Genomic DNA, 22966 nt, shown 5'->3' on the forward strand with positions numbered 1-22966 from the left:
TCTTTCAGCGGGTTGCATGCGCACCCGTACCGGATCTTGCTCTGGCTTTTGTTTGTCAATCAAAAGCGTTTTTAGGAAAAAGGATAGTTTGCATGGCCTCGCGTACCGATCTTGCCAATGCCATTCGCGCCCTTGCGATGGATGCCGTTCAGAAAGCCAATTCCGGCCATCCCGGCATGCCGATGGGCATGGCAGAAATTGCCGTAGCGCTGTGGGGTAACAACCATTACCGCCATAATCCGGCCAATCCGCATTGGGCCAATCGCGATCGATTCGTGATTTCCAATGGCCATGGCTCCATGCTGCATTATGCCTTGCTGCATCTGAGCGGTTACGACCTTTCGATCGAAGATCTGAAGCAGTTCCGTCAATTTCATTCGCGTACGCCCGGCCACCCCGAAGTCGGCTATACCGCAGGTGTCGAAACCACAACCGGGCCGCTTGGCCAGGGTATTACCAATGCGGTGGGTATGGCCTTGGCAGAAAAGCTGCTGGCCAAGGAGTTCAACCGCCCTGGTCATGAAATTGTGGATCACAACACCTGGGTTTTCCTGGGTGATGGCTGCCTGATGGAAGGTATCTCGCATGAAGCCTGTGCCCTGGCCGGAACCTGGGGGCTGGGTAAGCTCACGGCATTCTGGGATGACAACGGCATTTCAATTGACGGACATGTTGAAGGCTGGTTCACCGACGATACCCCGGCTCGCTTTGAGGCGTATGGCTGGCATGTGATTCGAGGCGTGGATGGCCATGATGTCGATGCCGTCAATGCCGCAATCGAGGTGGCCAAGGCTGTCACGACCAAGCCGACCCTGATCTGCTGTAAAACTGTGATTGGCAAGGGTTCGCCGAACAAGGCCGGTACGCATGACAGTCACGGCGCCCCACTGGGCGCCGACGAAGTGGCAGCAACCCGTGCTGCGCTGGGCTGGCATCACGCCGCGTTCGAAATTCCGGGCGATGTTTATGCAGCCTGGAACAAGAAAGCCTTCGGTGCCACGCAGGAATTGGCCTGGAATCAGAAATTTTCCGGCTATGCTGCGGCCTTCCCGGAACTGGCTGCCGAATTCAAGCGCCGCATGAGTGGCGAGCTGCCAGTCGATTTTGCCGAAATCGCAGACAAGGCCATTGCCGAAACCATCGCCAAGGCGGAAACCGTGGCAACCCGCAAGGCCTCGCAGAACGCGATCAACCAGCTGGCACCGCATCTGCCGGAATTCCTGGGTGGCTCGGCGGATCTGACCGGTTCGAACCTGACCAACTGGAAGGGATGCGTGTCACTGACCAAGGACGGTGGCAACTATATCTCGTATGGTGTGCGCGAGTTCGGTATGGCGGCCATCATGAACGGTATCTGCCTGCATGGCGGTTTCCGTCCGTTCGGCGGTACCTTTCTGGTGTTCTCCGAGTATGCCCGCAATGCCTTGCGCATGGCGGCATTGATGAAGACCAACAATATTTTCGTGTTTACCCACGATTCCATTGGCCTGGGCGAAGATGGTCCGACCCATCAGCCGGTCGAACAGACCGCCACGCTGCGCTATATCCCGAACATGCACGTGTGGCGCCCGGCAGATACGGTCGAATCGATGGCGGCCTGGATTCATGCTGTCGAGCAGAAAACAACACCGTCATCGTTGGTGTTTACCCGCCAGAACCTGCCGTTCCAGTCGCGTAGCGACGAGCAGGTCAGCGCAATCCGCAAGGGGGGCTATGTGCTGCGTGACTGTGCCGGTGCGCCGCAGCTGGTGCTGATTGCAACCGGCTCGGAAGTTGATCTGGCTGTGAAGGCTGCCGAGCAGCTGACTGCGGATGGCGTAGCGGTACGTGTGGTCTCGATGCCATGTACCAATGTGTTTGATGCGCAGGATGCGGATTACAAGGCTGCCGTATTGCCGCGAGGCGTCAAGCGCCTGGCTATCGAAGCCGGCCATCCCGACTTCTGGTACAAGTATGTTGGCCTGGAAGGTGACGTGATCGGCATCAACCGCTTTGGTGAATCCGCGCCAGCCGGGCTGCTGTTCAAGCATTTTGGCTTCACGGTCGAGAATGTGGTGGCGCGTGCCAAGGCGCTGCTGGCCTGATTGTTCGTTTAAGCCCCGGTAAGCCGCCCTGCCATGGGCGGCTTTTTTGTTGCTGCTCAAACGGTGCGGGCGCGGGACTGGCCTGACCGCAGGGCTATGCTAAACTGCGCGTGAATATTTCCCTTGGGCAAATCCTGCCCATTTTCAACATTGAAAGGAAGAGACCATGGCGTTTCGCAAAATGACCGACATTGCGCTGGCAGGCAAAAAAGTCCTGATCCGTGCCGACCTCAATGTGCCTGTGGCCGATGGCAAGATCGGCGACGATACTCGCATCCGCGCCAGCATGCCGACCATTGAAGCTGCGCTGAAGGCGGGTGCTGCCGTAATCGTGATGTCCCACCTCGGCCGCCCGACCGAGGGTGAATTCAAGCCGGAAGACTCGCTGGCGCCTGTTGCTGCCCGCATGTCCGAATTGCTGGGCAAGGAAGTCAAAGTGATTGCCGACTGGGAAGGCTATCAGGCCAAGGTGGGCGAAGTGGTCGTACTCGAAAATGTGCGCGTCAACAAGGGCGAAAAGAAAAACAGCGATGAACTCGGCCAGAAATATGCCGCGCTGTGCGATGTATTCCTGAACGATGCTTTCGGCACCGCTCACCGCGCCGAAGCTTCTACCCATGCTGTGGCCAAGTTTGCCAAGGAAGCCGGTGCCGGCTTGCTGATGGCTGCCGAACTTGACGCGCTGGGCAAGGCTCTCAAGGCCCCGGCTAAGCCGTTGGTGGCGATCGTGGCTGGCTCCAAGGTCTCGACCAAGCTGACCATCCTTGAATCTCTCGCCGACAAGGTGGATCAATTGATCGTCGGTGGTGGTATCGCCAATACCTTCCTGCTGGCTGAAGGCAAGCAAGTTGGCAAGTCGCTGGCTGAAGCCGATCTGGTCGACAATGCCAAGTCCGTGATTGCCAAGATCCGCGCGCGTGGCGGTGATGTGCCGCTGCCGACCGATGTTGTGATCGGCAAGAAGTTCGATGCCAACGAACCGGCCGTGGCCAAGAAGATTGAAGAAGTTGCTGCTGACGACATGATCTTTGATATTGGTCCGGATTCAGCAGCCAAGCTCGCCGAAATTCTCAAGACTGCTGGCACCATCGTCTGGAACGGCCCAGTTGGCGTGTTCGAATTCGACCAGTTCGGCAAGGGCACCGAGGCGATTGCGCGTGCTATCGCTGCTTCGAGTGGTTTCTCGATTGCGGGCGGTGGCGACACACTGGCAGCGGTGGCCAAGTATGGCATTACCGAACAGGTCAGCTACATCTCGACCGGTGGCGGCGCCTTCCTCGAATTCCTCGAAGGAAAGGTGTTGCCGGCTGTCGAGATCCTCGAACAGCGCGCAGCCTGATCCTGGTTGCTGTGACGAAGTCAGTAACGCCCGGCCAAAACCGGGCGTTATTTTTTATGCAATTCTTGCTGCAGACGTGGTGCAAGTGGTCTAAAAATAACTTTGCTAAATCCTTTTTGTGAAGCAACGTTTCGCTGTATAGCCATTGTTTTTAAACTGTTTTTTTATTCTGGCATAGTCATATGGCGACTGGTATCATAGGGTTTTCCCTGTTGGGGAAAACCTGTATTGAGGCGGCTGCTTGGCCACTCATACAGTGGCGCCGATTCCAGAACAACAACCCATAACGGAGAGCCCTCATGCCGCTAGTTTCCCTTCGTCAGGTCCTTGATCATGCTGCAGAACACAATTATGGCGTGCCTGCTTTCAATGTGAACAATCTGGAACAGGTCCAAGCCATCCTGCAGGCTGCTGATGCCACGCGCAGCCCGGTCATTCTGCAAGCCTCGGCTGGCGCCAGAAAATATGCTGGCGAGCAATTCCTGAAATATTTGATCGAAGGCGCACTGGCCAGTTATCCGGATATCCCGGTGGTCATGCACCAGGATCATGGCGTGAGTCCGTCTGTGTGCGTATCGGCACTGCGTCTGGGCTTTTCCAGTGTGATGATGGACGGTTCTCTGCGAGATGATGGCAAGACACCTTCTGATTACGATTACAACGTCAATGTTACGCGCGAAGTGGTCAAGCTTGCACATGGCTGTGGTGTTTCGGTCGAAGGTGAATTGGGCTGTCTGGGTAGCCTGGAAACCGGTCATGGCGAGGCTGAAGATGGTATTGGCTCCAACCGTGCGCTGACGCGCGAAGAGTTGTTGACCGATCCGGTACAGGCCAAGGCGTTTGTGGAAGCTACTGGCGTTGACGCTCTGGCGATCGCGATCGGGACTAGCCACGGAGCCTACAAATTTACCAGCCCGCCCACGGGTGAAGTGCTGGCGATCGAGCGGGTGCGCGAGATCCACGAAGCAATTCCGAACACGCATCTGGTCATGCATGGCGCTTCCAGCGTGCCGCAGGAGTTGCAGGATATCATCCGTGAATTCGGTGGCCAGCTGAAGCCGACATGGGGTGTGCCGGTCGAGGAAATTCAGCGCGCTATCCGCTTTGGTGTGCGCAAGATCAATGTCGATACCGACTTGCGCTTGGCCATGACGGGCGCGATCCGCAAGGCAATGGCGGAAAAGCCGAGCGAGTTTGATCCGCGTACCTATTTGAAGCCGGCCATTGCCGCCATGCGCGCCGTATGTGAAGCGCGCTACCTGGCTTTTGGCACGGCCGGTCAGGCAGACAAGATCAAGCCGATTCCGCTTGAAAAAATGGTGACAAAATACAAGTAACTGGTAATATTCCGGCTACAGAATACATCTCTCCAAAAAAGGGGAGGGGGAGAAGAGGGCAGGCCGCAAGGCCTGCCCTTTGTTTTTCAGGTTTTGTGTTGAGAGGCTGATTTGAATAGCGCGAGCGCTGCTTCGCGCTGTGATGCATGATCCACGATCGGCAGTGGATAATCCCTTCCCAGCACGATACCGGCAGTTGCCAGCTCAAATGGCTTGGCCTGCCAGGGGGCGTGGATGGCTGAATCGGGCAGGGCGGCGAGTTCCGGGCAGTAACGGCGAATAAAGCGGCCATCCGTATCGAATTTTTCCGACTGGGTTACCGGATTGAAAATGCGAAACCAGGGCTGGGCATCGCACCCCACGGAGGCCGCCCACTGCCAGCCACCATTGTTGCTGGCCAGATCGAAGTCCATCAATTTTTCTGCGAAATACGCCTCACCCAGCCTCCAGTCGATCAACAGATCCTTGACCAGAAAACTGGCCGTGACCATGCGCAAGCGGTTGTGCATGTAACCGGTCTGATTGAGCTGACGCATGCCGGCGTCAACCAGTGGATATCCGGTTTCTCCCTCGCACCAGGCTGAGAACCAATCCGGGTTATTCGGGAAAGCCAGCTGGTCGAATTCCGCACGGAATGCATGCTTGACCAGATCGGGTCGGTGCCAGAGCAACTGCTGGTAGAACTCGCGCCAACAGAGTTCCTTGAGCCAGCATTCTGCCCCGTCGCCTCCCACATCCAGCGCAAGCCGGGCCAGTTCGCGCACGGAAAGCGTACCAAAGCGCAAGTGCGGGCTCAGGTACGACACGCCTTTTTTGCCAGGGAAATCGCGCAATTGGTGGTAGTGATCAATGCGCAGCCTGAAATCGTCCAGTAATTGCCTGGCGCCCTGCGTACCCGGAATGTAGCGTGAGCAGGTTTCCGGGCTGATGGCGTTAAAGCCCAGTGCATCAAGGCTGGGTAGTGCTTGTTCCGGCAGTTTGGCTAGGTGTGGCAGGTAAGGATTGGCCCAGTGTTCCGCTGTATCCTGCGGCGATAATCGCATACGCCAGGTGCGCCAGTAAGGCGTGAAGACGCTGAACGGATGACCATTGCGTGTCAGGACTTCATCGCGCTCGAACAGCACTTGATCCTTGAAATCCATCCAGGCGATGCCTTGTGCTTCCAGGCATTCGGCCACACAAGTGTCGCGCAGGCATGCGTCCGGTTCGTAATCGCGATTGGCATAGACTGCCTGTGCGCCTAACCGGTTTGCCAGCGCCGGAATTGCCTGGCGCGGGTCGCCAATGGCAATTACCAGGTCGCTGTCATACTCCCGCAGGGTTTGCTTGAGCTCGGTCAGGCAGGCATGGATAAATGCCACACGGCGGTCATCGCGCGGCAATGGGTCGAGAATTGTCCGGTCAAATACAAAAACCGGTACGACCTGTTCATGTTGAGAGAGTGCTGCGACCAGTGCGGCACTGTCATGCAGGCGCAAATCACGGCGCAGCCAAACGAGAGCGGTTGTCATTACGTCATCATACTGCGTAGTGCGGCAAAGCTGGTAATTGGCTTTTCCTGTGCGATAATCAGGCCATGGAAATGAATCTCTCACGCCAATTTCTGATTGCGATGCCCGGCTTGTCCGACCCGATATTTGCGCGCTCGCTGGCATTTATTTGCGAGCATGGCGAGCAAGGCGCCATGGGCATTATTGTCAATCGTCCTTTGGGGATGACGCTCTCCACCCTCTTCGGGCAGATCGATATCGAATTGCACCGTCCTGATGTGGCCGATCTCGGCGTGTGTTTTGGTGGCCCGGTGCAGACTGATCGCGGTTTCGTGTTGCATGAGCCATTGGGTGCTTGGCAATCGACACTGGCCATTTCCGAAACGCTGGGTTTGACCACTTCGAAAGACGTATTGCTCGCAGTCGGTGCCGGCGAGGGGCCGCAGCGACTCTTCGTATCGCTCGGGTATGCCGGCTGGGAGGCCGGTCAGCTGGAGAAAGAAATTGCCCAGAATGCCTGGCTGACGGTGGCTGCTGATCCCAAAGTCATCTTCGATCTTCCCCCGGATGAACGCTACAACGCTGCACTTGGTTTGCTCGGTATTGATATGGCCATGCTGTCCGAAGAAGCCGGACACGCATGACGACGCTGCTGGCTTTTGATTTTGGCGAAGTGCGCATTGGCGTCGCTGTTGGCACCACCGAGCTTGCCATCCCGCATCCGGTGGAGACCATTGCGTTCGAGGATAACGAGCGGCGATTTGCCCGTATCGGTGAACTGATTGCTCAGTGGCAAGCACAGCGTCTGGTCGTTGGGTTGCCCATGTATCTGGATGGCAACGAGCATGAGCTTTCACGTCTGGCGCGCAAGTTTGCCAACCGCCTCCAGGGCCGGTTTGGTTTGCCGGTGGATCTGGTTGATGAACGCCTCAGTTCTGCCGCAGCAACGCAGGCCCTCAATGAGACGGGCGTGCGGGGGCGCAAGCAAAAGCCGGCGTTGGACCAGGTGGCAGCGATGCAGATTCTGCAAAGCTGGTTTGATTCGGGTGGCACCGGTAAAATCTGAGCCCATTGCGCATCGCGAGGGCTTATTCAATGCAATTCCACGGTTCCCACATCCTGTCGGTCGAGCAGTTCGGCCTTTCTGATCTTTCCCTGCTGTTCCAGACCGCAGCCAAGCTTGAGCCGGTTGCGCGGGGTGAACTCGCATGCGATGTGCTTGATGGCGCCTTGCTCGGCAACCTGTTTTTCGAACCCAGTACGCGTACGCGCATGAGTTTCGATGCTGCATTCTGCCGCCTGGGTGGCCGCGTGTGCGATACCACCGGTTTCCAGTTTTCCTCGATGGCCAAGGGGGAATCGAACCATGATGCCAGCCGCGTGATCAGCGGTTATGTCGATATCATGGTGGTGCGCCACCCGCAGATGGGTAGCGTGAAGGAGTTCGCTGATGCCTCGCTCGTGCCTGTGCTCAATGCGGGTGATGGCCCGGGCGAACATCCGAGCCAGGCGCTGCTTGATCTCTACACCATGCTCAAGGAACTCAAGCGTGATCTGAATACAATCAATGGTCTGCGTGTGGCCATGGTCGGTGATTTGCGTTTTGGCCGCACGGTGCACTCGCTGGCCAAATTGCTGTCCCTGTTCAAGGATATCCACTTCACTTTCGTTTCCCCGGCGGAACTGAAGATGCCGGCTTATGTAGTCGATTTCCTGCGTACACGCGGTCATACCGTCAAGGAAACCACGGACATGATCGCAGGCGTAGCCAATTCGGACGTGATCTATGCCACGCGTATCCAGGAAGAGCGTTTTGAAAGTATCGACGAAGCTCAGCGTTTCAAGGGTAGCTATGCGATCAACCGCGCATTCTTCGATCGCTATTGCGACCCGAAGGCGATCTTGATGCATCCGTTGCCGCGTGATAACCGCTCGGAAAGCTGCGAGCTCAACAATGATCTGAATACGCATCCGCAGCTGGCAATTTTCCGCCAGACCGACAACGGTATTGCCGTACGCATGGCGATGTTTGCCTTGGTCATGGGGGTGGAGAAGGATATTGAAGCAACTTTCCGGCCGGTGCGATTCCAGAAAAAGTTGATCGGTGCCTGAATTAAGACTGGTCAAAGCGAAAAAGCTTGTGTAGAATTTGCAGCCTTGTTTGGGGGTATAGCTCAGCTGGGAGAGCGCTTGCATGGCATGCAAGAGGTCAGCGGTTCGATCCCGCTTACCTCCACCAAATAAAAGAAAGCCGCGTTGCATAACGCGGCTTTCGTCTTTTCGGCTGTCTGGAATCGGGTAGTCCGGACACTCAGAACTTGTTCACGATTTTGCTGCGAAGCCGTGATCAGGGCTCATGTGCTGCTCAAAACACCCCAAGAGTGCTTCCTGCGGGGTATCTTCATGTACTGCCTGTACATTCCGGCTTTTGCGCTGCGCTTCACTCCGCTGACGGCTTCTCGCAACAGATCGTGAGCAGGTGCTCAGCAAAATACTTCGATATTGTCGATCAAACGCGTCGCGCCGATGCGTGCCGCAATCAGGATCACCAGGCGGTGGTCAGTATGCGTGGCCGGCTTGAGAGTATCTGCATTGCGCGTTTCCACGTAATCCACTTGCCAGCCACGCGCGGTCAGGTCGTCAATGGCCTGTTGTGCCAAGGCGGCATGATCGCGTTCGCCAGCCAGAATGGCGGCTTTCATGCGGCTCAGGTGATGATAGAGTCGCGGGGCCTCGGCGCGCTGTTCCGGGGTAAGGTAGCCATTGCGTGAAGACAGTGCCAGCCCGTCCTCGGCGCGTCCGGTATCAACCGCAACGATTTGCAGTGGCATGTTCAGGTCATCGACCATGCTCTTGATGATGAAAAGCTGCTGGTAATCCTTCTTGCCAAAGCAGGCGACTTCCGCGCCGACGATATTGAACAGCTTGGTGACGACCGTGGCAACGCCCCGGAAGTGTCCGGGGCGGAAGGCGCCGCACAGCTCGTCCTGGATCGCAGGCGGTTCGATCTTGTATTGCTGTACCACACGCGGGTAGAGCTCTTTCTCGTCCGGGGCGAACACAATGGCGGCCCCTTCCTTCTCGAGCAAGGCGGCATCGGCGGCCAAGGTGCGTGGATAGCGGTCAAAGTCCTCGCCCTGGCCGAACTGCAGTCGGTTGACGAAGATGCTGACCACCACGTGATCCGCGTGTTTGCGTGCTTCTCGCACCAGTGCCATATGGCCGGCGTGAAGATTGCCCATGGTGGGCACGAAAGCCACCGTGCCGACGGTCTTGCGCCAGGCGCGCAGTGCTTCGATGGTGTGGATGATTTGCATGACAGGGGTGGAAGAGTTGATGAATCGGGTAAACGGGGCAGGAAGGCGCCTGCCCCGCACAAATTAATAGGCGTGTTCCGCAGTCGGGAAGGCGCCGCATTTCACTTCAGACACATATTTTTCGATGGCACCCTGGATGCTCGGACTGCCTTCCATGAAGTTCTTCAGGAAACGCTTCTTGCCTGGAATCAGGCCAAGCATGTCGTGCAGCACCAGCACTTGGCCATCCACATCCGGGCCGGCGCCGATGCCGATCGTCGGTACCTGCACCGATTCGGTCACCAGTTTTGCAACAGCGGCAGGCACCAGCTCCATCAGGATGAGTGCTGCGCCGGCCTGCTCCAGTACCTGGGCTTCGCGCACCAGGCGGCGGGCATCTTCTTCGGTTTTGCCCTGGATCTTGTAGCCACCATAGACGTTGACTGATTGTGGTTGCAGTCCGATGTGCGAGCAAACCGGAATACCGCGCTGGCTCAGGAAACGCACGGTTTCCACCATTTCTTCGCCCCCTTCGAGCTTGACCATCTCGGCGCCGGCAGCCATCAGGCGTGCGGCATTTTCGAAGGTTTTTTCCGGGTTGACCTGCGAGGTGCCAAACGGCATGTCTGCCAATACCAGTGCGCCACCGGCACCGCGTGCCACGATGCGCGTATGGTAGAGCATTTCGTCCAGCGAGACGGGCAGGGTCGAGCTGTGTCCCTGAATGACATTGCCCAGTGAATCGCCGATCAGCAGGATATCAACGCCGGCTGCCGCCTCGACGGCGGCAAAGGTGGCGTCATAACAGGTCAGCATCGCAATCTTGCGGCCTTCCTGTTTCATTTTGTGCAGGGTGGAAAGTGTGATTTTCATGGTCGGGTATCCATGCGATGAAGTGGGGGCGCTTGTGGCGCGATAGGGGGTATCTGTCATTTAAAGTGGCATGCGCTTGAGTGATTGGTCGGCGATTCCCGGCAGCATGGCCAGCGCAGGGCCATGACCGGGGATGACGACGTCCGGTGCAATTTCCGTCAGCGGGACCAGTACGAAAGCGCGCTCGTGCATGCGTGGATGCGGTACAACGAGTTCGTGTTCGTGGATGATCTGGTCGCCGTAGAGAATCAGGTCCAGATCGATTGTGCGTGGGCCATTCACCATGGTGCGCTCGCGGCCTAGTGCGCTTTCAATGGCCAGCATCGACTCCAGCAGCTCTCGGGCCGAGAGGCTGGTATGTATTTCTACCACGGCATTGATGAAATCCGGCTGATCGGCATAGCCGACGGGCGCAGTGCAATAAAAGCTGGATGTCTTGACTAGCCGGGTGTGCGGCAGCAGGCAGAGCAGGGCAATGGCACGCCGTACCTGTTTGACCGGTTGGGCGATATTGGCGCCCAGTGCAATGAAAACCTGGACCGCCAATTTCACTCTCCGGAAGTGGCCTGCTTGCTGGCCTTGGGTTTGCGTCGACGTTTGCGTTTGGCGGCTGGTTCGGCATCGGTCTTGCTGGCAGCGCGGGCAATCAGGGCTGAGCGGCCTTGTTCATCCGCGTACTGGAAATCCTGCCACCATTGCGCCAGCTCCTTGTCGACCAGGCCGCACTCTGCACGCAGTAGCAGGAAATCGTAGGCAGCGCGGAAACGGTGCTGCTCCAGCAGGCGATGCGGGCGATTACCGGCACGTTGTTCGAAACGCGGTTGCAGCAACCAGATTTCCTTCATGGCGGCACCGTAGCGGTTTGGAACTGCCAGGCGCTTCTCGACGATTTCTTCAACCCCATTCATGGCGTCGACCAGTGCTGGTACTGTGTACTGGCCGGCAGCCTGGCGTGCTTGCCAGTCGGCTTCGACCTCATGCCACAGCAGGGCAGCAAACAGAAAACCGGCAGAAACCGGCTTGTCCTCGGCCAGCCTTGCATCGGTATTGTCGAGTGCCAGCTTAAGGAACTGGCGTGCCTGCGGTCGGGCCAGCACGATATCCAGCACCGGAAACAGCTCACGATGCAGCCCATCGGCATGCAAGGCCATCAGACAATCCCAGGCGCGGCCGGACAGCAGCAGCTTCATCATTTCATCGAACAGGCGGGCCGACGGGATGTTGGCCAGCAGCTTCGACAGGCTGGCAATCGGCTTGCGCGTGGCCGGTGCGATTTCCAGGCCCAGTTTTGCCGCCAGTCGTACCGCGCGCAGCATGCGTACCGGATCCTCGCGATAACGCAATTCCGGATCGCCAATCATGGTCAGGCGCTTGGCTTCGATATCCTCGACGCCGTGATGGAAGTCGATGATTTCTTCACTGTTCGGATCGTAATACAGCGCATTGATAGTGAAGTCGCGGCGCAGCGCGTCTTCTTCCAGCGTGCCGTAGACGTTGTCGCGGATGATGCGGCCGGTTTCGTCGGTCGGTGCGTCGGATGAACCACGGAAGGTGGTGACTTCAATGATCTCTTCGCCGTGCCTGTCATAAAACGGCACATGCACGATACGAAAACGCCGGCCAATGATGCGCGAGCGATTGAATACGTGGCGTACCTGCTCCGGTGTAGCGCTGGTGGCTACGTCGAAATCCTTCGGGGATTTCCCCAGCAACAAGTCGCGCACGGCACCGCCGACAACATAAGCTTCGTAGCCCGCATCCTGCAGGCGGTCGCACACGCGCAGTGCCGCCGTGTGGATATGGTCGCGACGCACACCATAATGTTTGGCATGCAGGATTTTCTTGCCGGGGCGGCGCAAAACTTTGCCGATCAATTTTCGAATCATCTTTGGCGGTTGGGAATGGAACCGGATTGCTGGAAAGCGTGGATTATACCCCTGTGCTGCGGCAAGTCATGACGCTTGTGAAACTTACTGGGAAGCCTGCTGACAAAGCTCACTTATAATCGCAATCTTTGATGTACCTATTCCCCGGAAAAGTCTGTGTCTACCATGAAATTTCGTCCCGCCCTGTTTGCCTCGCTTCTTCTTCCGTCCATTGCCTTGGCCCAGGTTCCGCCTGCACCGGAATTGGCTGCCAAATCCTGGTATCTGCTGGATCAGCAAAGTGGTGCCGTGCTCAACGTACGCGAGCCCGATATGCGCATCGAACCGGCCTCATTGACCAAGTTGATGACCGCCTACCTGACGTTCAAGGCGCTCAAGGAGGGCCGGATCAAGCTCGATCAGCAGTTTACCGTATCGATGGTAGGTTATAAGGTGGGTGGCTCGACCATGTTTCTGGAGCCGGATCGTCCCGCCAGCGTGGACGATCTGATCAAGGGCATGATTGTTGTCTCAGGTAATGATGCCTGTGTGACGTTGGCCGAGGCGATTGCCGGCAGTGAGGAAGTGTTTGCGCAGATGATGACGGCGGAAGCCAAACGTCTGGGCATGAACGGCAGCAACTTCAAGAACAGTTCCGGCATGCCGGATCCTGATCACTACACCACGGCAGCAGACCTGGCACGGTTGTCGGCCGCGATCATTCGTGATTTTCCGCAGTTCTACCCGATTTATTCGATGAAGTCGTTTACTTATCACAATGGCCGCAAAGCGCATACCCAGCCCAACCGCAACCTGTTGCTTTACCGCGATGCCTTTGTCGATGGTCTGAAAACCGGTCATACCAACAGCGCCGGCTACAACCTGATTGCCTCGACCAAACGCGATGGCCGCCGCCTGATCTCGGTCGTTGTGGGTACGACCGGCGAGGAGGTGCGGGCCAAGGAATCCGCCAAGATTCTGAACTGGGGCGTGCAGTTCTTCGAGACGCCGAAGCTGGCTGCGGCACGGCAGCCGCTGGCTACGCCGAAAGTCTGGAAAGGCGCCGTGGATCAGGTTCAGGTTGGGGTGTCGAGTGACGGATATGTCACCGTTGAGCGCGGAGATGCCAAGGGCATCAAGCGTGAACTGGTGTTGAACGAGCCGGTGATTGCACCGCTCAAGCAGGGGCAGGTGTTGGGCAAGGTGAAATACAGCCTGAACGGCAAGCCGCTGGCCGAGTATCCGGTGGTGGCCCTGCAGAACGTCGAGCAATCCGGTTTCATTGCCCGTACGATTGATACTGTCAAACTCTGGATGAAGTAACTGGCTGGACAAGGATTGGAGAGGGCAACAGGATGAGAATCGGGCAAGGTTGGGATGTGCACCGGCTGGTGGAAGGGCGCAAGCTGATTCTGGGCGGGGTGGAAATCGCGTTTGAAAAAGGGGCGCTCGGTCATTCCGATGCCGATGCGCTTTTGCATGCGATTACCGATGCCGTGCTGGGTGCGGCAGGTCTGGGCGATATCGGGCGGCATTTCCCGGATACTGCGGCGGAATTCGCCGGTGCCGACAGCCGCGTGTTGCTGCGCGAGGCGATGCGCCGTGTGCAGCAGGCTGGCTGGCGAGTGGGCAATGTGGATGCCAGCATCCTGATCCAGCGTCCGAAAATGGCACCGCATATTGCGGCGATGGTGGCCAATATCGCGGCCGATCTCGGTATCGAGCCGGCCTGCGTCAACGTCAAGGCCAAGACCTATGAAAAACTCGGTCCGGTGGGTGAATCCGAAGCGGTTGAGGCGCAGGCTGTCTGCCTGCTGCTGCCGCGGGAGGCCACATGCTGAGCGCGCCGAACCGTGTGGATTTCTGGCAGGCGCTCGATGCCCTGCTGCCGCAATCCGATCTGGTGATTGATCGCCCGCGCGGTTTTCGCCACCCGCGCTTCACCGATTTCGTCTATCCGCTTGATTACGGCTATCTGGATGGCACACTCTCGGCCGATGGCGAAGGGCTCGATGTCTGGCTGGGCGTGGCAGCGGAAGACAAACCGCTGGAAGAGTGCCGGGTCTGTGGCGTGATCGCCAGTGTGGATCTCGACAAGCGCGATGCCGAACTCAAGCTGCTGCTGGATTGCACGCTGGACGAAATGCGCGCCATCGAACAGATCTATAACCGGATCGAGTGCATACGCGGCTTGTTGATCGTGCGCGATTAGTCTCAAGGTTGGCCCGCGCGATTCTTCACGTAAAAAGCACGAGACCGCAGGTCCGGTTTTAACCCGGCACCCTGTCATCAACGTGTCGGAATGAATTTCGACCTGCGGCATCTTTATCCGATTGGGAGTTGTCATGCGCTTCCTGCTGTCGCTGCTGCTAATGTGCTGTTGTGCGCAGGTGCTGGCGGATCATACCGATGTGGTTCCCTTGCGCCACAAGATTGCCGAAGACCTGCTGCCATCGTTGCGCCAGACTTTCCCCGAAGCCGGTATCCAGTCCTTCAATGGCCAGCTGATCGTGCGTGCGCCGGACGAGGCAACTTTCCGGCGCATTATCGATCTGGTGCGCCAGCTCGATACCGCCACGCGCCGCTTGCGCATTACCGTGGAGCAGCGCGAAAGTCGTGATGCAGACAATGTCCGGATCGACGCGCAAGGGCGGGTGGTGATCTCGGAGCAGGGCGCGGACGGGGAGGCGGTGATTGCGGGCGATGCTCGGCAAAGCCGCGATACGGCTGTTTCGCGCCAGACGCTCAGCACCCTCGATGGTTCATCTGCCACCATTCTGCTTGGCAGCCAGCGTTTTGTTCCCATGCTCTCGTTTGCCCACCGTCCCGGTTACCGGATTGTCACAGTGGGTGGTGCCTGGCAATCCGCCGGCACCGGATTCCAGATCGAACCGCGCCTGATCGGCGATCAGGTGCAGTTGCGCCTGTCACCGCAATCCAGCCAGTTCCAGCGCGATGGTTCAGTCAGCGTGAAAGGCATTTACAGCGAAGTCCAGGGCAGGCTGGGCGAGTGGCTGCCGGTGGGTGAGAGCAGCCAGGAAACCGGCGCCGGCCAGCGCGGCGTATTTTCCTATTCCGAAAACCGTGAGCTGAAGCGCTATACGGTGTGGGTGCGCGTGGAGGCCGCCGAGTAAGTTGGCAGCCTGTTACATCAGCACGACACTTGGCAGATTCAGCACACTGATTTCCCGCATCGTTTCCACGAAATCCGCCACGAAAGCAGCGTCCTCGCGCCCCTTGGGTACGGCGGCGTGCAACTCGGCCACCAGTCCGTCTGCGGTGATGGGCCGCGCCGTGACATAACCCTTCTCCAGATAATGCTGCACGCTCCAGCGGGGCAGCGCCGCGATACCGCGTCGGCTGGCCACGAGCTGCAGGATGGCAATGGTCAGCTCGCTGGTGCGTCGCTGCGGCTTGATCCCGGCGGGGCCGAGCACTTTCTTCATCAGATCGAGCATTTCATCCGGCACGGGGTAGGTGATCAGTGTTTCCCCGGCGAAATCGTCGGCATCCAGAAACGGTTTGGCGGCCAGCGGATGATCATTGGCCAGCAGCGCCACCATGTCGAAGCGAAACAGCGGCAGGCAGGTGATGTCCGCACTGTCCTCGGCCTCCGAGACAATCGCCAGATCGGCACGGTTGTCGTACAGCAGGCCGACCGGGTCGGCGTGGAAGCCGGAAACGATATCGAGCTCGACTTCCGGCCAGTGGCTGCGGAAGGTATCCATGGCAGGCATCAGCCAGTCGAAACAGGTGTGGCATTCCACGGCGATGCGCAACTGGCCGGCTTCACCTTCGCGTAGCTTGGCGATGGCGCGCTCGGTGGCGGCTACCTGCGGCAGGATCGCATCGGCGAGTTGCGCCAGCCGCTCGCCTGCCGGCGTCAGCTTGAGCGGCGTGCTCTTGCGCATGACCAGTGGCAGGCCGAAGTGTTCTTCCAGCAGGCGCAGTTGATGCGAAAGTGCTGATTGCGTCAGATACAGGCGCTCGGCCGCGCGCGTGAGGTTGCTGGTATCGCGGATCGCAGCGAGCGTTTTCAGGTGGCGCAGTTCAAGGATGGATTGCTGCATTGAATTTATTTCATGGTTTTTCTGAAAAATATGAGTTTGAATCATATTTGTGCGGCAGGCATGATGCAAGCGTCATTCATGAAAAGGATAAGAAATCATGACGATTGCTCATGTACTGGGATTCCCGCGCATCGGCCGCAAGCGAGAACTGAAATTCGCGCTGGAAAGTTTCTGGCGCGGAGAAATTGATGAGGCCGAACTGAACGTCGTCGGGCAGACACTGCGCCGCGAAGCCTGGGGCTGGCAGAACCAGAGCGGGCTGGATTTCGTGACCGTCGGCGATTTCGCCTGGTACGACCAGATGCTCAATGCCGCAGCATTGTTCGGTTGCCTGCCCGCGCGTTTCGATTTTGTAGCGCAGACGCTGACCTTGACTCAGTATTTCGAGCTGGCACGGGGCAATCCTGCGCAGCCGGCGCTGGAAATGACCAAATGGTTCGATACAAACTATCACTATCTGGTGCCGGAACTAGATGCGCAGACCCGCTTCGATGGCGGCGTGGAATGGCTGTTCGATGACGTGGCCGATGCGCGTGCGATCGGTTATCGGGTCAAGGTTGTCCTGCCTGGGCCGCTGACCTTTCTCTGGCTGGCCAAGAGCAAACAGGCCGGTTTCGACAAGCTGGGGCTGGTCGCCCGACTCTTGCCGGCCTATGTGCGCATTCTGCAGAGACTGGCGGCACAGGGCGTGGAATTGGTACAGCTCGATGAACCGATTCTGGGACTAGACTTACCAGCCGAATGGCTGGCAGCCTTCGCGCCGGTCTACCGCGAGCTGGCCAAATCCGCGCCGGCCATCCTGCTGGCGACTTATTTCGAATCGGTGAGCGAGCATGTCGCCCTGCTGCGCGATTTGCCGGTGGCCGGGGTACATCTCGATCTGAAGCGTGCACCGGAACAGCTGGCGGCCTTCCTGCCTGATTGGCCGCAGGGCAAGGTACTCTCGCTGGGCGTGATCGATGGCCGCAATATCTGGGCCGCAGATCTGGATGCCGCGCTGGCCATGCTGGAGCAGGCCAGGACCAGGCTTGGCGATTGCCTGTGGATCGGCAGCAGTTGTTCGCTGCAGCATGTGCCGGTTGATCTGGCGCAGGAGCGTGATCTGGATGGGGATCTGCTGCGCTGGCTGGCGTTTGCCCGGCAGAAGCTGGCCGAGATCGGCACCCTGAAGCGCGGGCTGGCGCAGGGGCGGGAGGCTATCCAGGGTGCACTGCTTGCCAGCCAGCGTGCCGTGCAAACTCGCCGCGATTCGCCGCGCATCCATAACCCGGCGGTGGCGCAACGTCTGGCCGGATTGCAGCCGGGCGATGCTGAGCGCGGCAGCGCTTTCCCCGAGCGCCAGGCATTGCAGCGCGATCGTTTCCAGTTGCCGCCCCTGCCGACCACCACGATCGGCTCCTTCCCGCAAACGCCGGAAATCCGCGCGGCGCGGGCCGGCTTCAGGCGCGGCACGCTCGATGCCGCCGGCTATCGGACAGCGATGCAGGCTGAAATCCGCCTGGCCGTAGAAAAGCAGGAACAGCTCGGTCTGGATGTGCTGGTACATGGCGAAGCCGAACGCAACGACATGGTGGAATATTTCGGCGAACAGTTGGCCGGTTTCGCCTTTACCCTGTTCGGCTGGGTGCAGAGTTATGGCAGCCGCTGCGTGAAGCCGCCGGTTCTCTATGGTGATGTGTCCCGCCCGCAGGCGATGACGGTCGACTGGACGCGCTACGCCCAAAGCCTGACCGACAGGCCGATGAAGGGCATGCTCACCGGGCCAGTCACGATCCTGCAATGGTCGTTCGTGCGCGATGACCAGTCACGCGCGCAGACCTGCAGGCAGATTGCCCTGGCGATCCGCGATGAAGTGGCCGATCTGGAGGCTGCCGGCATCGGTATCATCCAGATCGACGAACCCGCTTTCCGCGAAGGCTTGCCGCTGAAACGGCGCGACTGGGATGCCTATCTGGCCTGGGCGGTGGAAGCGTTCAGGCTGAGTGCTTCCGGTGTGCGCGACGATACGCAGATTCACACCCACATGTGCTATTCCGAGTTCAACGACATCCTGGCGCAGATCGCAGCGTTGGATGCCGATGTCATCACGATCGAAACATCACGTTCGGACATGGAACTGCTGGAGGGTTTTGGTCGCTTTGCCTATCCGAACGAGATCGGACCAGGCGTGTACGATATCCACAGTCCGCGCATTCCGCCGGTGGCGGAGATGCTGCGGCTGATCGAAAAGGCGGCCGAGGTGATTCCGGTGCAGCGGCTGTGGATCAACCCGGATTGCGGCCTGAAAACCCGAGGCTGGCCGGAGGCCGAAGCGGCATTGGCCAACATGCTGGCGGCAACGCGTCTGGCGCGGGCTCAATTGACGGGCGCGTAATCCGAGCCATCGAGCGCGCACAGGCGCCAGCCGTGCGCATCGAAGCGCAGGTATCCGCCATGGCCGTTGTGCCAGTCGGGCAGGACATGGCGGATGCCGTTTGCATGCTGATGCTGCGCCGGCCGGTGCGTATGACCGTGGATCAGGCGCACGCTGCCGGATTGCTGCATCGCCTGTTCGATGGCCTGCGGGCTGACATCGATCCAGTCCTGCGGTTTGCGCCGGGTCTGCTTTTGCGAGCGTTCGCGCAGGCGGCGCGCCTGCCATTGGCGCACGAAGCGCGGCAGGTGGTACCACAGCCATTGCACGGCAGGGCTGCGCACGATGCGGCGATAGCGCTGGTAGGCAATATCGTGCGTGCAAAAGATATCGCCATGCGACAGCAGTACCGTGTCATCGCCAAGGCGAACGGTTAGCGGATCGTCAAGAAGGGTAAGGCTGCAGGTGCTGGCAAAGCGCTGCCCGCACAGGAAGTCACGGTTTCCCGCCATGAAAAATACAGCAACACCCCGTGCGGCCAGTGCGGCGATATTGCGGCAGTGCGCGGCATAGAAGGGATCGGCAAGCTGGTCATCGCCGACCCAGAATTCAAACAGATCACCCAGAATATAAAGCGCGCGTGCCTGCCGGGCAGGGCCTGCCAGGAAATCAGCGAACGCACTGGCTGTGGCCGGATCGGCTGCGCAAAGGTGCAGGTCGGAAATGAAAAGCGTGGGCTTCAAGCGAAAAAGAGCGGCCTTGCGGCCGCTCATCAGCAAGGTTTAGATGACTTGGGCTTTCGTGATCAACACGTCTTCTACCGGAACATCGCGATGGAAGCCGCGAGTACCGGTTTTTACGCCCTTGATCTTGTCGACGACTTCCTTGCCTTCGATGACCTTGCCAAATACGGCATAGCCCCAGCCTTGCGAGGTTTTGCCCTGGAAATCGAGGAAATCGTTGTCGGATACATTGATGAAAAACTGCGAGCTGGCCGAATGCGGATCGGGGGTGCGTGCCATGGCAATCGAATAGGCCACGTTCTTCAGGCCGTTGTCAGCTTCGTTCTGGATGTTGTCGCGCGTCTTTTTCTGGGTCATGCCGGGAACAAAGCCGCCACCCTGGATCATGAAATTATCGATGACACGATGGAAAACGGTGCCATCGAAATGGCCGTCGTTCACATACTGGACAAAGTTGGCCACGGTCAGCGGTGCCTTGACTTCATCAAGTTCCAATACGATATCGCCGAACGAAGTGGTGAGTTTTACTTTGGTCATGATGCTTCCTCTGGTTATGGTTTATTTGCGAGTTCACGGGCAGACTCGATAACTATCGGCGAGAGCGGAACATCGCGATGCTGCAAGCGCTCGCCGGTCTTGACCGACTTGATCTTGTCCACGACTTCCTGCCCCGAAACCACTTTCCCGAAAACGCAATAGCCGTAGGACTGCGCGTTGGGTGCACGATAGTCGAGAAATTCATTGTTCTTAACATTGATATAAAACTGCGCGGTCGCGGAATGCGGGTCGGCAGTTCGTGCCATCGCTACCGAGTAAGTAACATTTTTCAGGCCGTTGCTCGCCTCGTTTTTGATCGGAGCGCGTGTGGGCTTTTGTTGCATGTCGGTCGTGAAGCCGCCACCCTGGATCATGAAGTTATCAATGACGCGGTGGAATACGGTGCCGTTGTAGTGCCCTTCACGAACATATTGCAGAAAATTGGCCACGGTTTGTGGGGCCTTGTCGGTGTTGAGTTCCAGCACGATGCGCCCATGCGAAGTCAGCAGTTCAATTTGCGGTAATGCGGCATGAGATGGCAGAGACAAGACCAGCAGGCTTAGCAGGAAAAGAGTGATTCGTTTCATGTGATGATCGCAAGAAATATCGCGTGCAAATAATAGCATGCTGCAACTGCTGCCCGTTAGAATCAGATATCCCGAGGAGAATCATATGTTTTCATTGCCCAGACTGGATGATTTGATTGCCGGTTTTGATCTGGCCTTGCGCACGCTTGCGGCACCGCAGGTCAGCGATCGGCCCCACCCGGATGTGCGTATCCCGGAGGCGGAATTAAATGAAGCAGAGAAGCAGCATGCCCTGGGCCTGATGCGCGTAAATCATTGCGGGGAGGTCTGTGCCCAGGCGCTTTATCAGGGGCAGGCCTTGACCGCGCGCGATCAGCAGGCTCGTGAAGCCCTGCGCCAGGCCGCACATGAAGAAATTGAACATCTTGCCTGGACCGAGCGTCGTATCCGCGAATTGGGCGGTGGAAAAAGCCTGCTGAATCCGTTGTGGTACGCCGGCAGCCTCGGAATGGGCGTTGTGGCGGGCTTGTTGGGAGATAAATGGAATCTTGGTTTTTTGGCCGAGACCGAACATCAGGTCGCTCGTCACCTGCAATCGCATCTTGATCTGCTTCCGCAGCAGGACGAACGCAGCCGTGCCATAGTTAAACAGATGTATGCAGATGAGCTTTCGCACGCCAACAAGGCAATTGAATTGGGTGCAGCCGCTTTACCGGCTCCCGTGTGTGCGCTGATGGGGTTGACATCCAAAATAATGACTAAAGTGAGCTACAATATTTGAGGAATATCAAGATTGCACAAGGTTTGATTTCTTCTTTAATTTGTAAGAAATAAGGAAAGAATCCATACTTTTTGCTGAAAAAAAGGTAATTTTTATTTTTTGTTGTGTGAATAGTACACATATTGCTTTGCAATAAGGTCTGCGGTTTGATGGCAATCAATTTTGCGCTGTAAGGCGAATGCTAGCCTTCGTCTTAATTCGGGTTTTTCCTCAATTGCATTTCCGTCATTCAATTTCCTTCAAGGAGTACCGGGATGAAAAATCGTTGGCTAATTGCTGCTTCGGCAGTGGGTATCCACGCTTCACTGGGTTCAGTGTACGCGTGGAGTGTGTTCAAGAATCCGTTCATCCAGCAATTTGGCTGGACGCAGTTGCAAGCTGGCCTGCCCTTTGGTCTGGCCATTTTTCTTCTGGGTATGTCTGCCGCAGTGATGGGGCATGTGGTTGAGCATCGTGGCCCGCGTTATTCCGGCACGCTGTCGACCATTTTCTGGGTGATTGGTCTTTTGGGTGCCGGTTTTGTGACATCCGACATGATCACAAATAATGATACGCGTCTGTGGCTGTTGTACTTCTTCTGCGTGATTGCTGGCGTTGGTCTGGGTACGGGTTATGTCACCCCGGTTTCCACGCTGATGAAATGGTTCCCGGATCGTCGCGGTCTGGCTACCGGCCTGGCGATCATGGGCTTTGGCTTTGGTGCTTTCTTTGGTGCCCCGGTGATGGCCAAGCTGATCCAGTCGATCGGCATTTCTGGCACCTTCTATACCCTGGGTGCTGTCTATCTGGTGGTGATGCTGGCTTCCGCCCAGTATCTTGAGCCGCCACCCGCAGGTTGGAAGCCAGCTGGCATGGAAGAAGCGCTTGCTTCCGGCAAGAAGAAGCCGGCCATGGATCTGATGCCTATGAATGCTAACGAGGCAGTCAAGACCAAGCCGTTCTATGGTCTGTGGATCATGATGTTCATCAATATCACCTGTGGTATTGCTGTGATCTCGGTGGCTTCCCCGATGGCTCAGGAGGTGACCGGTATGGAGGCGCTGGCCGCCGGTGCCGTGGTGGGCATGATTGGCCTCTTCAATGGTGCGGGACGTCTGGCTTGGGCTTCCTTCTCTGATGTGATTGGCCGCCCGAATACCTACATCGCCTTCTTCGTTGTGCAGGTTGTTGCCTTCTGGCTGCTGCCTTCGCTCACGGCTGTGCTGATGTTCCAGGTTGTGCTGTATCTGATCATGACTTGCTATGGTGGTGGTTTCTCGACTTTGCCTGCATACATTGGCGATATTTTTGGAACCAAGCAGGTGAGCGCGATTCATGGCTATGTGCTGACTGCGTGGGCGATGGCAGGTCTGGTGGGCTCTTCCCTGGCTTCTTTCCTGCGTCAGGCTTCAGGTAGCTACGCTGCCATGACCAAAGTGTTTGCCGTGATTTTCCTGGTTGCGCTGGCAGTTTCTGTTGCAATGAAGATCTTCGTGAATCGTGAACTGGCGAAGAAGCACCTTGGCTACAAAGAGGTGGAAACCGACGCTATGGGCGTGGCTGCTGCGGAGGAGGAGACCGCTTAACCCGGTTTCTTTTGATCAGACACAAAAAAGGCCGCTTTGCGGCCTTTTTGTGTTTCAAATGCGTGAATCTTCCACTGCACAGAAAACAGATTTCTCGGTATAAACA

The 22966-nt window shown here is 57.7% G+C and carries 22 protein-coding genes and 1 tRNA gene; 14 read left to right on the forward strand and 9 right to left on the reverse strand.

What is annotated here, in order from left to right; all coding sequences use genetic code 11:
- The first annotated feature begins 92 nt into the window (after positions 1–92).
- From tkt to fba, 3 genes are all read left to right on the forward strand, one after another.
- Complete coding sequence (gene tkt / locus AC0KVQ_RS00315; protein ID WP_473419109.1) at positions 93–2084, forward strand: transketolase; 1992 nt, start codon at positions 93–95, stop codon at positions 2082–2084.
- A 166-nt stretch (positions 2085–2250) separates the two neighbouring features.
- Positions 2251–3423: a phosphoglycerate kinase gene (locus tag AC0KVQ_RS00320; RefSeq protein WP_473419110.1), complete on the forward strand. Its 1173-nt coding sequence runs from the start codon at positions 2251–2253 to the stop codon at positions 3421–3423.
- Between the two features lie 299 nt (positions 3424–3722).
- Positions 3723–4760, forward strand: a complete 1038-nt coding sequence (fba, locus tag AC0KVQ_RS00325; protein WP_473419111.1) for a class II fructose-bisphosphate aldolase — start codon at positions 3723–3725, stop codon at positions 4758–4760.
- A gap of 86 nt (positions 4761–4846) precedes the next feature.
- On the opposite strand, the gene AC0KVQ_RS00330 is transcribed toward fba, so the two are convergent.
- Entirely contained in the window at positions 4847–6271 is a 1425-nt protein-coding gene (locus AC0KVQ_RS00330; RefSeq protein WP_473419112.1) for a cryptochrome/photolyase family protein, read from the reverse strand.
- A gap of 71 nt (positions 6272–6342) precedes the next feature.
- Here AC0KVQ_RS00330 and AC0KVQ_RS00335 point away from each other — a divergent pair, with 71 nt between their 5' ends.
- The 4 genes from AC0KVQ_RS00335 to AC0KVQ_RS00350 all read left to right on the forward strand — a co-directional run bounded on the left by AC0KVQ_RS00335 (position 6343) and on the right by AC0KVQ_RS00350 (position 8489).
- On the forward strand, positions 6343–6894 hold the full coding sequence (locus AC0KVQ_RS00335) for a YqgE/AlgH family protein (protein ID WP_473419113.1): 552 nt from the start codon (positions 6343–6345) through the stop codon (positions 6892–6894).
- Positions 6891–7316, forward strand: a complete 426-nt coding sequence (gene ruvX / locus AC0KVQ_RS00340) for a Holliday junction resolvase RuvX (RefSeq protein WP_473419114.1) — start codon at positions 6891–6893, stop codon at positions 7314–7316. Before AC0KVQ_RS00335 ends, ruvX begins: the two co-directional genes overlap by 4 nt.
- A gap of 29 nt (positions 7317–7345) precedes the next feature.
- Positions 7346–8362: an aspartate carbamoyltransferase gene (gene pyrB, locus AC0KVQ_RS00345; protein WP_473419115.1), complete on the forward strand. Its 1017-nt coding sequence runs from the start codon at positions 7346–7348 to the stop codon at positions 8360–8362.
- Positions 8363–8413: 51 nt separating this feature from the next.
- A tRNA-Ala gene (locus AC0KVQ_RS00350) sits at positions 8414–8489 on the forward strand.
- Positions 8490–8733: 244 nt separating this feature from the next.
- On the opposite strand, the gene panC is transcribed toward AC0KVQ_RS00350, so the two are convergent.
- The 4 genes from panC to pcnB form a co-directional block, all read right to left on the reverse strand.
- A complete protein-coding gene (panC, locus tag AC0KVQ_RS00355; protein ID WP_473419116.1) occupies positions 8734–9567 on the reverse strand; it encodes a pantoate--beta-alanine ligase in 834 nt (277 codons plus the stop codon).
- A 63-nt stretch (positions 9568–9630) separates the two neighbouring features.
- Positions 9631–10419: a 3-methyl-2-oxobutanoate hydroxymethyltransferase gene (gene panB, locus AC0KVQ_RS00360; RefSeq protein WP_473419117.1), complete on the reverse strand. Its 789-nt coding sequence runs from the start codon at positions 10417–10419 to the stop codon at positions 9631–9633.
- 60 nt (positions 10420–10479) lie between these two features.
- Entirely contained in the window at positions 10480–10965 is a 486-nt protein-coding gene (gene folK, locus AC0KVQ_RS00365; RefSeq protein WP_473419118.1) for a 2-amino-4-hydroxy-6-hydroxymethyldihydropteridine diphosphokinase, read from the reverse strand.
- A 2-nt stretch (positions 10966–10967) separates the two neighbouring features.
- The gene (pcnB, locus tag AC0KVQ_RS00370) at positions 10968–12305 is read right to left on the reverse strand and encodes a polynucleotide adenylyltransferase PcnB (protein ID WP_473419119.1); all 1338 of its coding nucleotides are present in this window, start codon (positions 12303–12305) and stop codon (positions 10968–10970) included.
- Between the two features lie 165 nt (positions 12306–12470).
- On the opposite strand from pcnB, the gene AC0KVQ_RS00375 reads away from it, so the two are divergent.
- The 4 genes from AC0KVQ_RS00375 (at position 12471) to AC0KVQ_RS00390 (ending at position 15418) form a co-directional block, all read left to right on the forward strand.
- Entirely contained in the window at positions 12471–13607 is a 1137-nt protein-coding gene (locus tag AC0KVQ_RS00375; RefSeq protein ID WP_473419120.1) for a D-alanyl-D-alanine carboxypeptidase family protein, read from the forward strand.
- A 32-nt stretch (positions 13608–13639) separates the two neighbouring features.
- Complete coding sequence (ispF, locus tag AC0KVQ_RS00380; protein ID WP_473419121.1) at positions 13640–14125, forward strand: 2-C-methyl-D-erythritol 2,4-cyclodiphosphate synthase; 486 nt, start codon at positions 13640–13642, stop codon at positions 14123–14125.
- Entirely contained in the window at positions 14119–14496 is a 378-nt protein-coding gene (locus tag AC0KVQ_RS00385) for an inorganic diphosphatase (protein ID WP_473419122.1), read from the forward strand. Before ispF ends, AC0KVQ_RS00385 begins: the two co-directional genes overlap by 7 nt.
- A gap of 133 nt (positions 14497–14629) precedes the next feature.
- On the forward strand, positions 14630–15418 hold the full coding sequence (locus tag AC0KVQ_RS00390; protein WP_473419123.1) for a hypothetical protein: 789 nt from the start codon (positions 14630–14632) through the stop codon (positions 15416–15418).
- Between the two features lie 12 nt (positions 15419–15430).
- Here the strand turns inward: AC0KVQ_RS00390 and AC0KVQ_RS00395 are convergent, their stop codons facing one another.
- Positions 15431–16354, reverse strand: coding sequence for a LysR substrate-binding domain-containing protein (locus AC0KVQ_RS00395; RefSeq protein ID WP_473419124.1), 924 nt, complete (start codon positions 16352–16354; stop codon positions 15431–15433).
- A gap of 97 nt (positions 16355–16451) precedes the next feature.
- On the opposite strand from AC0KVQ_RS00395, the gene metE reads away from it, so the two are divergent.
- Positions 16452–18728: a 5-methyltetrahydropteroyltriglutamate--homocysteine S-methyltransferase gene (metE, locus tag AC0KVQ_RS00400; protein ID WP_473419125.1), complete on the forward strand. Its 2277-nt coding sequence runs from the start codon at positions 16452–16454 to the stop codon at positions 18726–18728.
- Here metE and AC0KVQ_RS00405 read toward each other — a convergent pair.
- Genes AC0KVQ_RS00405 through AC0KVQ_RS00415 form a run of 3 tightly spaced genes read right to left on the reverse strand, consistent with a single transcriptional unit; the run spans position 18710 to position 20574 of the window.
- Complete coding sequence (locus tag AC0KVQ_RS00405; RefSeq protein WP_473419126.1) at positions 18710–19450, reverse strand: UDP-2,3-diacylglucosamine diphosphatase; 741 nt, start codon at positions 19448–19450, stop codon at positions 18710–18712. The two genes, metE and AC0KVQ_RS00405, sit on opposite strands and share 19 nt — an antisense overlap.
- Before the next feature lie 39 nt (positions 19451–19489).
- Positions 19490–19987 carry a peptidylprolyl isomerase gene (locus AC0KVQ_RS00410; protein WP_473419127.1) on the reverse strand — a complete coding sequence of 166 codons (498 nt, stop codon included), beginning with the start codon at positions 19985–19987 and terminating at the stop codon, positions 19490–19492.
- A gap of 14 nt (positions 19988–20001) precedes the next feature.
- Positions 20002–20574 (reverse strand): peptidylprolyl isomerase, encoded by a 573-nt coding sequence (locus AC0KVQ_RS00415; protein ID WP_473419128.1) that lies wholly within the window; start codon positions 20572–20574, stop codon positions 20002–20004.
- A gap of 85 nt (positions 20575–20659) precedes the next feature.
- On the opposite strand from AC0KVQ_RS00415, the gene coq7 reads away from it, so the two are divergent.
- Together coq7 and AC0KVQ_RS00425 are read left to right on the forward strand one after the other, a co-directional pair.
- Positions 20660–21295: a 2-polyprenyl-3-methyl-6-methoxy-1,4-benzoquinone monooxygenase gene (gene coq7, locus AC0KVQ_RS00420; protein WP_473419311.1), complete on the forward strand. Its 636-nt coding sequence runs from the start codon at positions 20660–20662 to the stop codon at positions 21293–21295.
- A gap of 254 nt (positions 21296–21549) precedes the next feature.
- Positions 21550–22860: an L-lactate MFS transporter gene (locus AC0KVQ_RS00425; protein WP_473419129.1), complete on the forward strand. Its 1311-nt coding sequence runs from the start codon at positions 21550–21552 to the stop codon at positions 22858–22860.
- Positions 22861–22966 lie beyond the last annotated feature (106 nt).

The organism is Formivibrio sp. oc-25, assembly GCF_055810895.1.

What these genes read in the sequence shown, in the direction of transcription:
- tkt (WP_473419109.1), top strand. Translation starts at nt 93, where the DNA reads ATGGCCTCGCGTACCGATCTTGCCAATGCCATTCGCGCCCTTGCGATG.
- AC0KVQ_RS00320 (WP_473419110.1), top strand. Translation starts at nt 2,251, where the DNA reads ATGGCGTTTCGCAAAATGACCGACATTGCGCTGGCAGGCAAAAAAGTC.
- fba (WP_473419111.1), top strand. Translation starts at nt 3,723, where the DNA reads ATGCCGCTAGTTTCCCTTCGTCAGGTCCTTGATCATGCTGCAGAACAC.
- AC0KVQ_RS00330 (WP_473419112.1), bottom strand. Translation starts at nt 6,271, where the DNA reads ATGACAACCGCTCTCGTTTGGCTGCGCCGTGATTTGCGCCTGCATGAC.
- AC0KVQ_RS00335 (WP_473419113.1), top strand. Translation starts at nt 6,343, where the DNA reads ATGAATCTCTCACGCCAATTTCTGATTGCGATGCCCGGCTTGTCCGAC.
- ruvX (WP_473419114.1), top strand. Translation starts at nt 6,891, where the DNA reads ATGACGACGCTGCTGGCTTTTGATTTTGGCGAAGTGCGCATTGGCGTC.
- pyrB (WP_473419115.1), top strand. Translation starts at nt 7,346, where the DNA reads ATGCAATTCCACGGTTCCCACATCCTGTCGGTCGAGCAGTTCGGCCTT.
- panC (WP_473419116.1), bottom strand. Translation starts at nt 9,567, where the DNA reads ATGCAAATCATCCACACCATCGAAGCACTGCGCGCCTGGCGCAAGACC.
- panB (WP_473419117.1), bottom strand. Translation starts at nt 10,419, where the DNA reads ATGAAAATCACACTTTCCACCCTGCACAAAATGAAACAGGAAGGCCGC.
- pcnB (WP_473419119.1), bottom strand. Translation starts at nt 12,305, where the DNA reads ATGATTCGAAAATTGATCGGCAAAGTTTTGCGCCGCCCCGGCAAGAAA.
- AC0KVQ_RS00375 (WP_473419120.1), top strand. Translation starts at nt 12,471, where the DNA reads ATGAAATTTCGTCCCGCCCTGTTTGCCTCGCTTCTTCTTCCGTCCATT.
- ispF (WP_473419121.1), top strand. Translation starts at nt 13,640, where the DNA reads ATGAGAATCGGGCAAGGTTGGGATGTGCACCGGCTGGTGGAAGGGCGC.
- AC0KVQ_RS00385 (WP_473419122.1), top strand. Translation starts at nt 14,119, where the DNA reads ATGCTGAGCGCGCCGAACCGTGTGGATTTCTGGCAGGCGCTCGATGCC.
- AC0KVQ_RS00390 (WP_473419123.1), top strand. Translation starts at nt 14,630, where the DNA reads ATGCGCTTCCTGCTGTCGCTGCTGCTAATGTGCTGTTGTGCGCAGGTG.
- AC0KVQ_RS00395 (WP_473419124.1), bottom strand. Translation starts at nt 16,354, where the DNA reads ATGCAGCAATCCATCCTTGAACTGCGCCACCTGAAAACGCTCGCTGCG.
- metE (WP_473419125.1), top strand. Translation starts at nt 16,452, where the DNA reads ATGACGATTGCTCATGTACTGGGATTCCCGCGCATCGGCCGCAAGCGA.
- AC0KVQ_RS00410 (WP_473419127.1), bottom strand. Translation starts at nt 19,987, where the DNA reads ATGACCAAAGTAAAACTCACCACTTCGTTCGGCGATATCGTATTGGAA.
- AC0KVQ_RS00415 (WP_473419128.1), bottom strand. Translation starts at nt 20,574, where the DNA reads ATGAAACGAATCACTCTTTTCCTGCTAAGCCTGCTGGTCTTGTCTCTG.
- coq7 (WP_473419311.1), top strand. Translation starts at nt 20,660, where the DNA reads ATGTTTTCATTGCCCAGACTGGATGATTTGATTGCCGGTTTTGATCTG.
- AC0KVQ_RS00425 (WP_473419129.1), top strand. Translation starts at nt 21,550, where the DNA reads ATGAAAAATCGTTGGCTAATTGCTGCTTCGGCAGTGGGTATCCACGCT.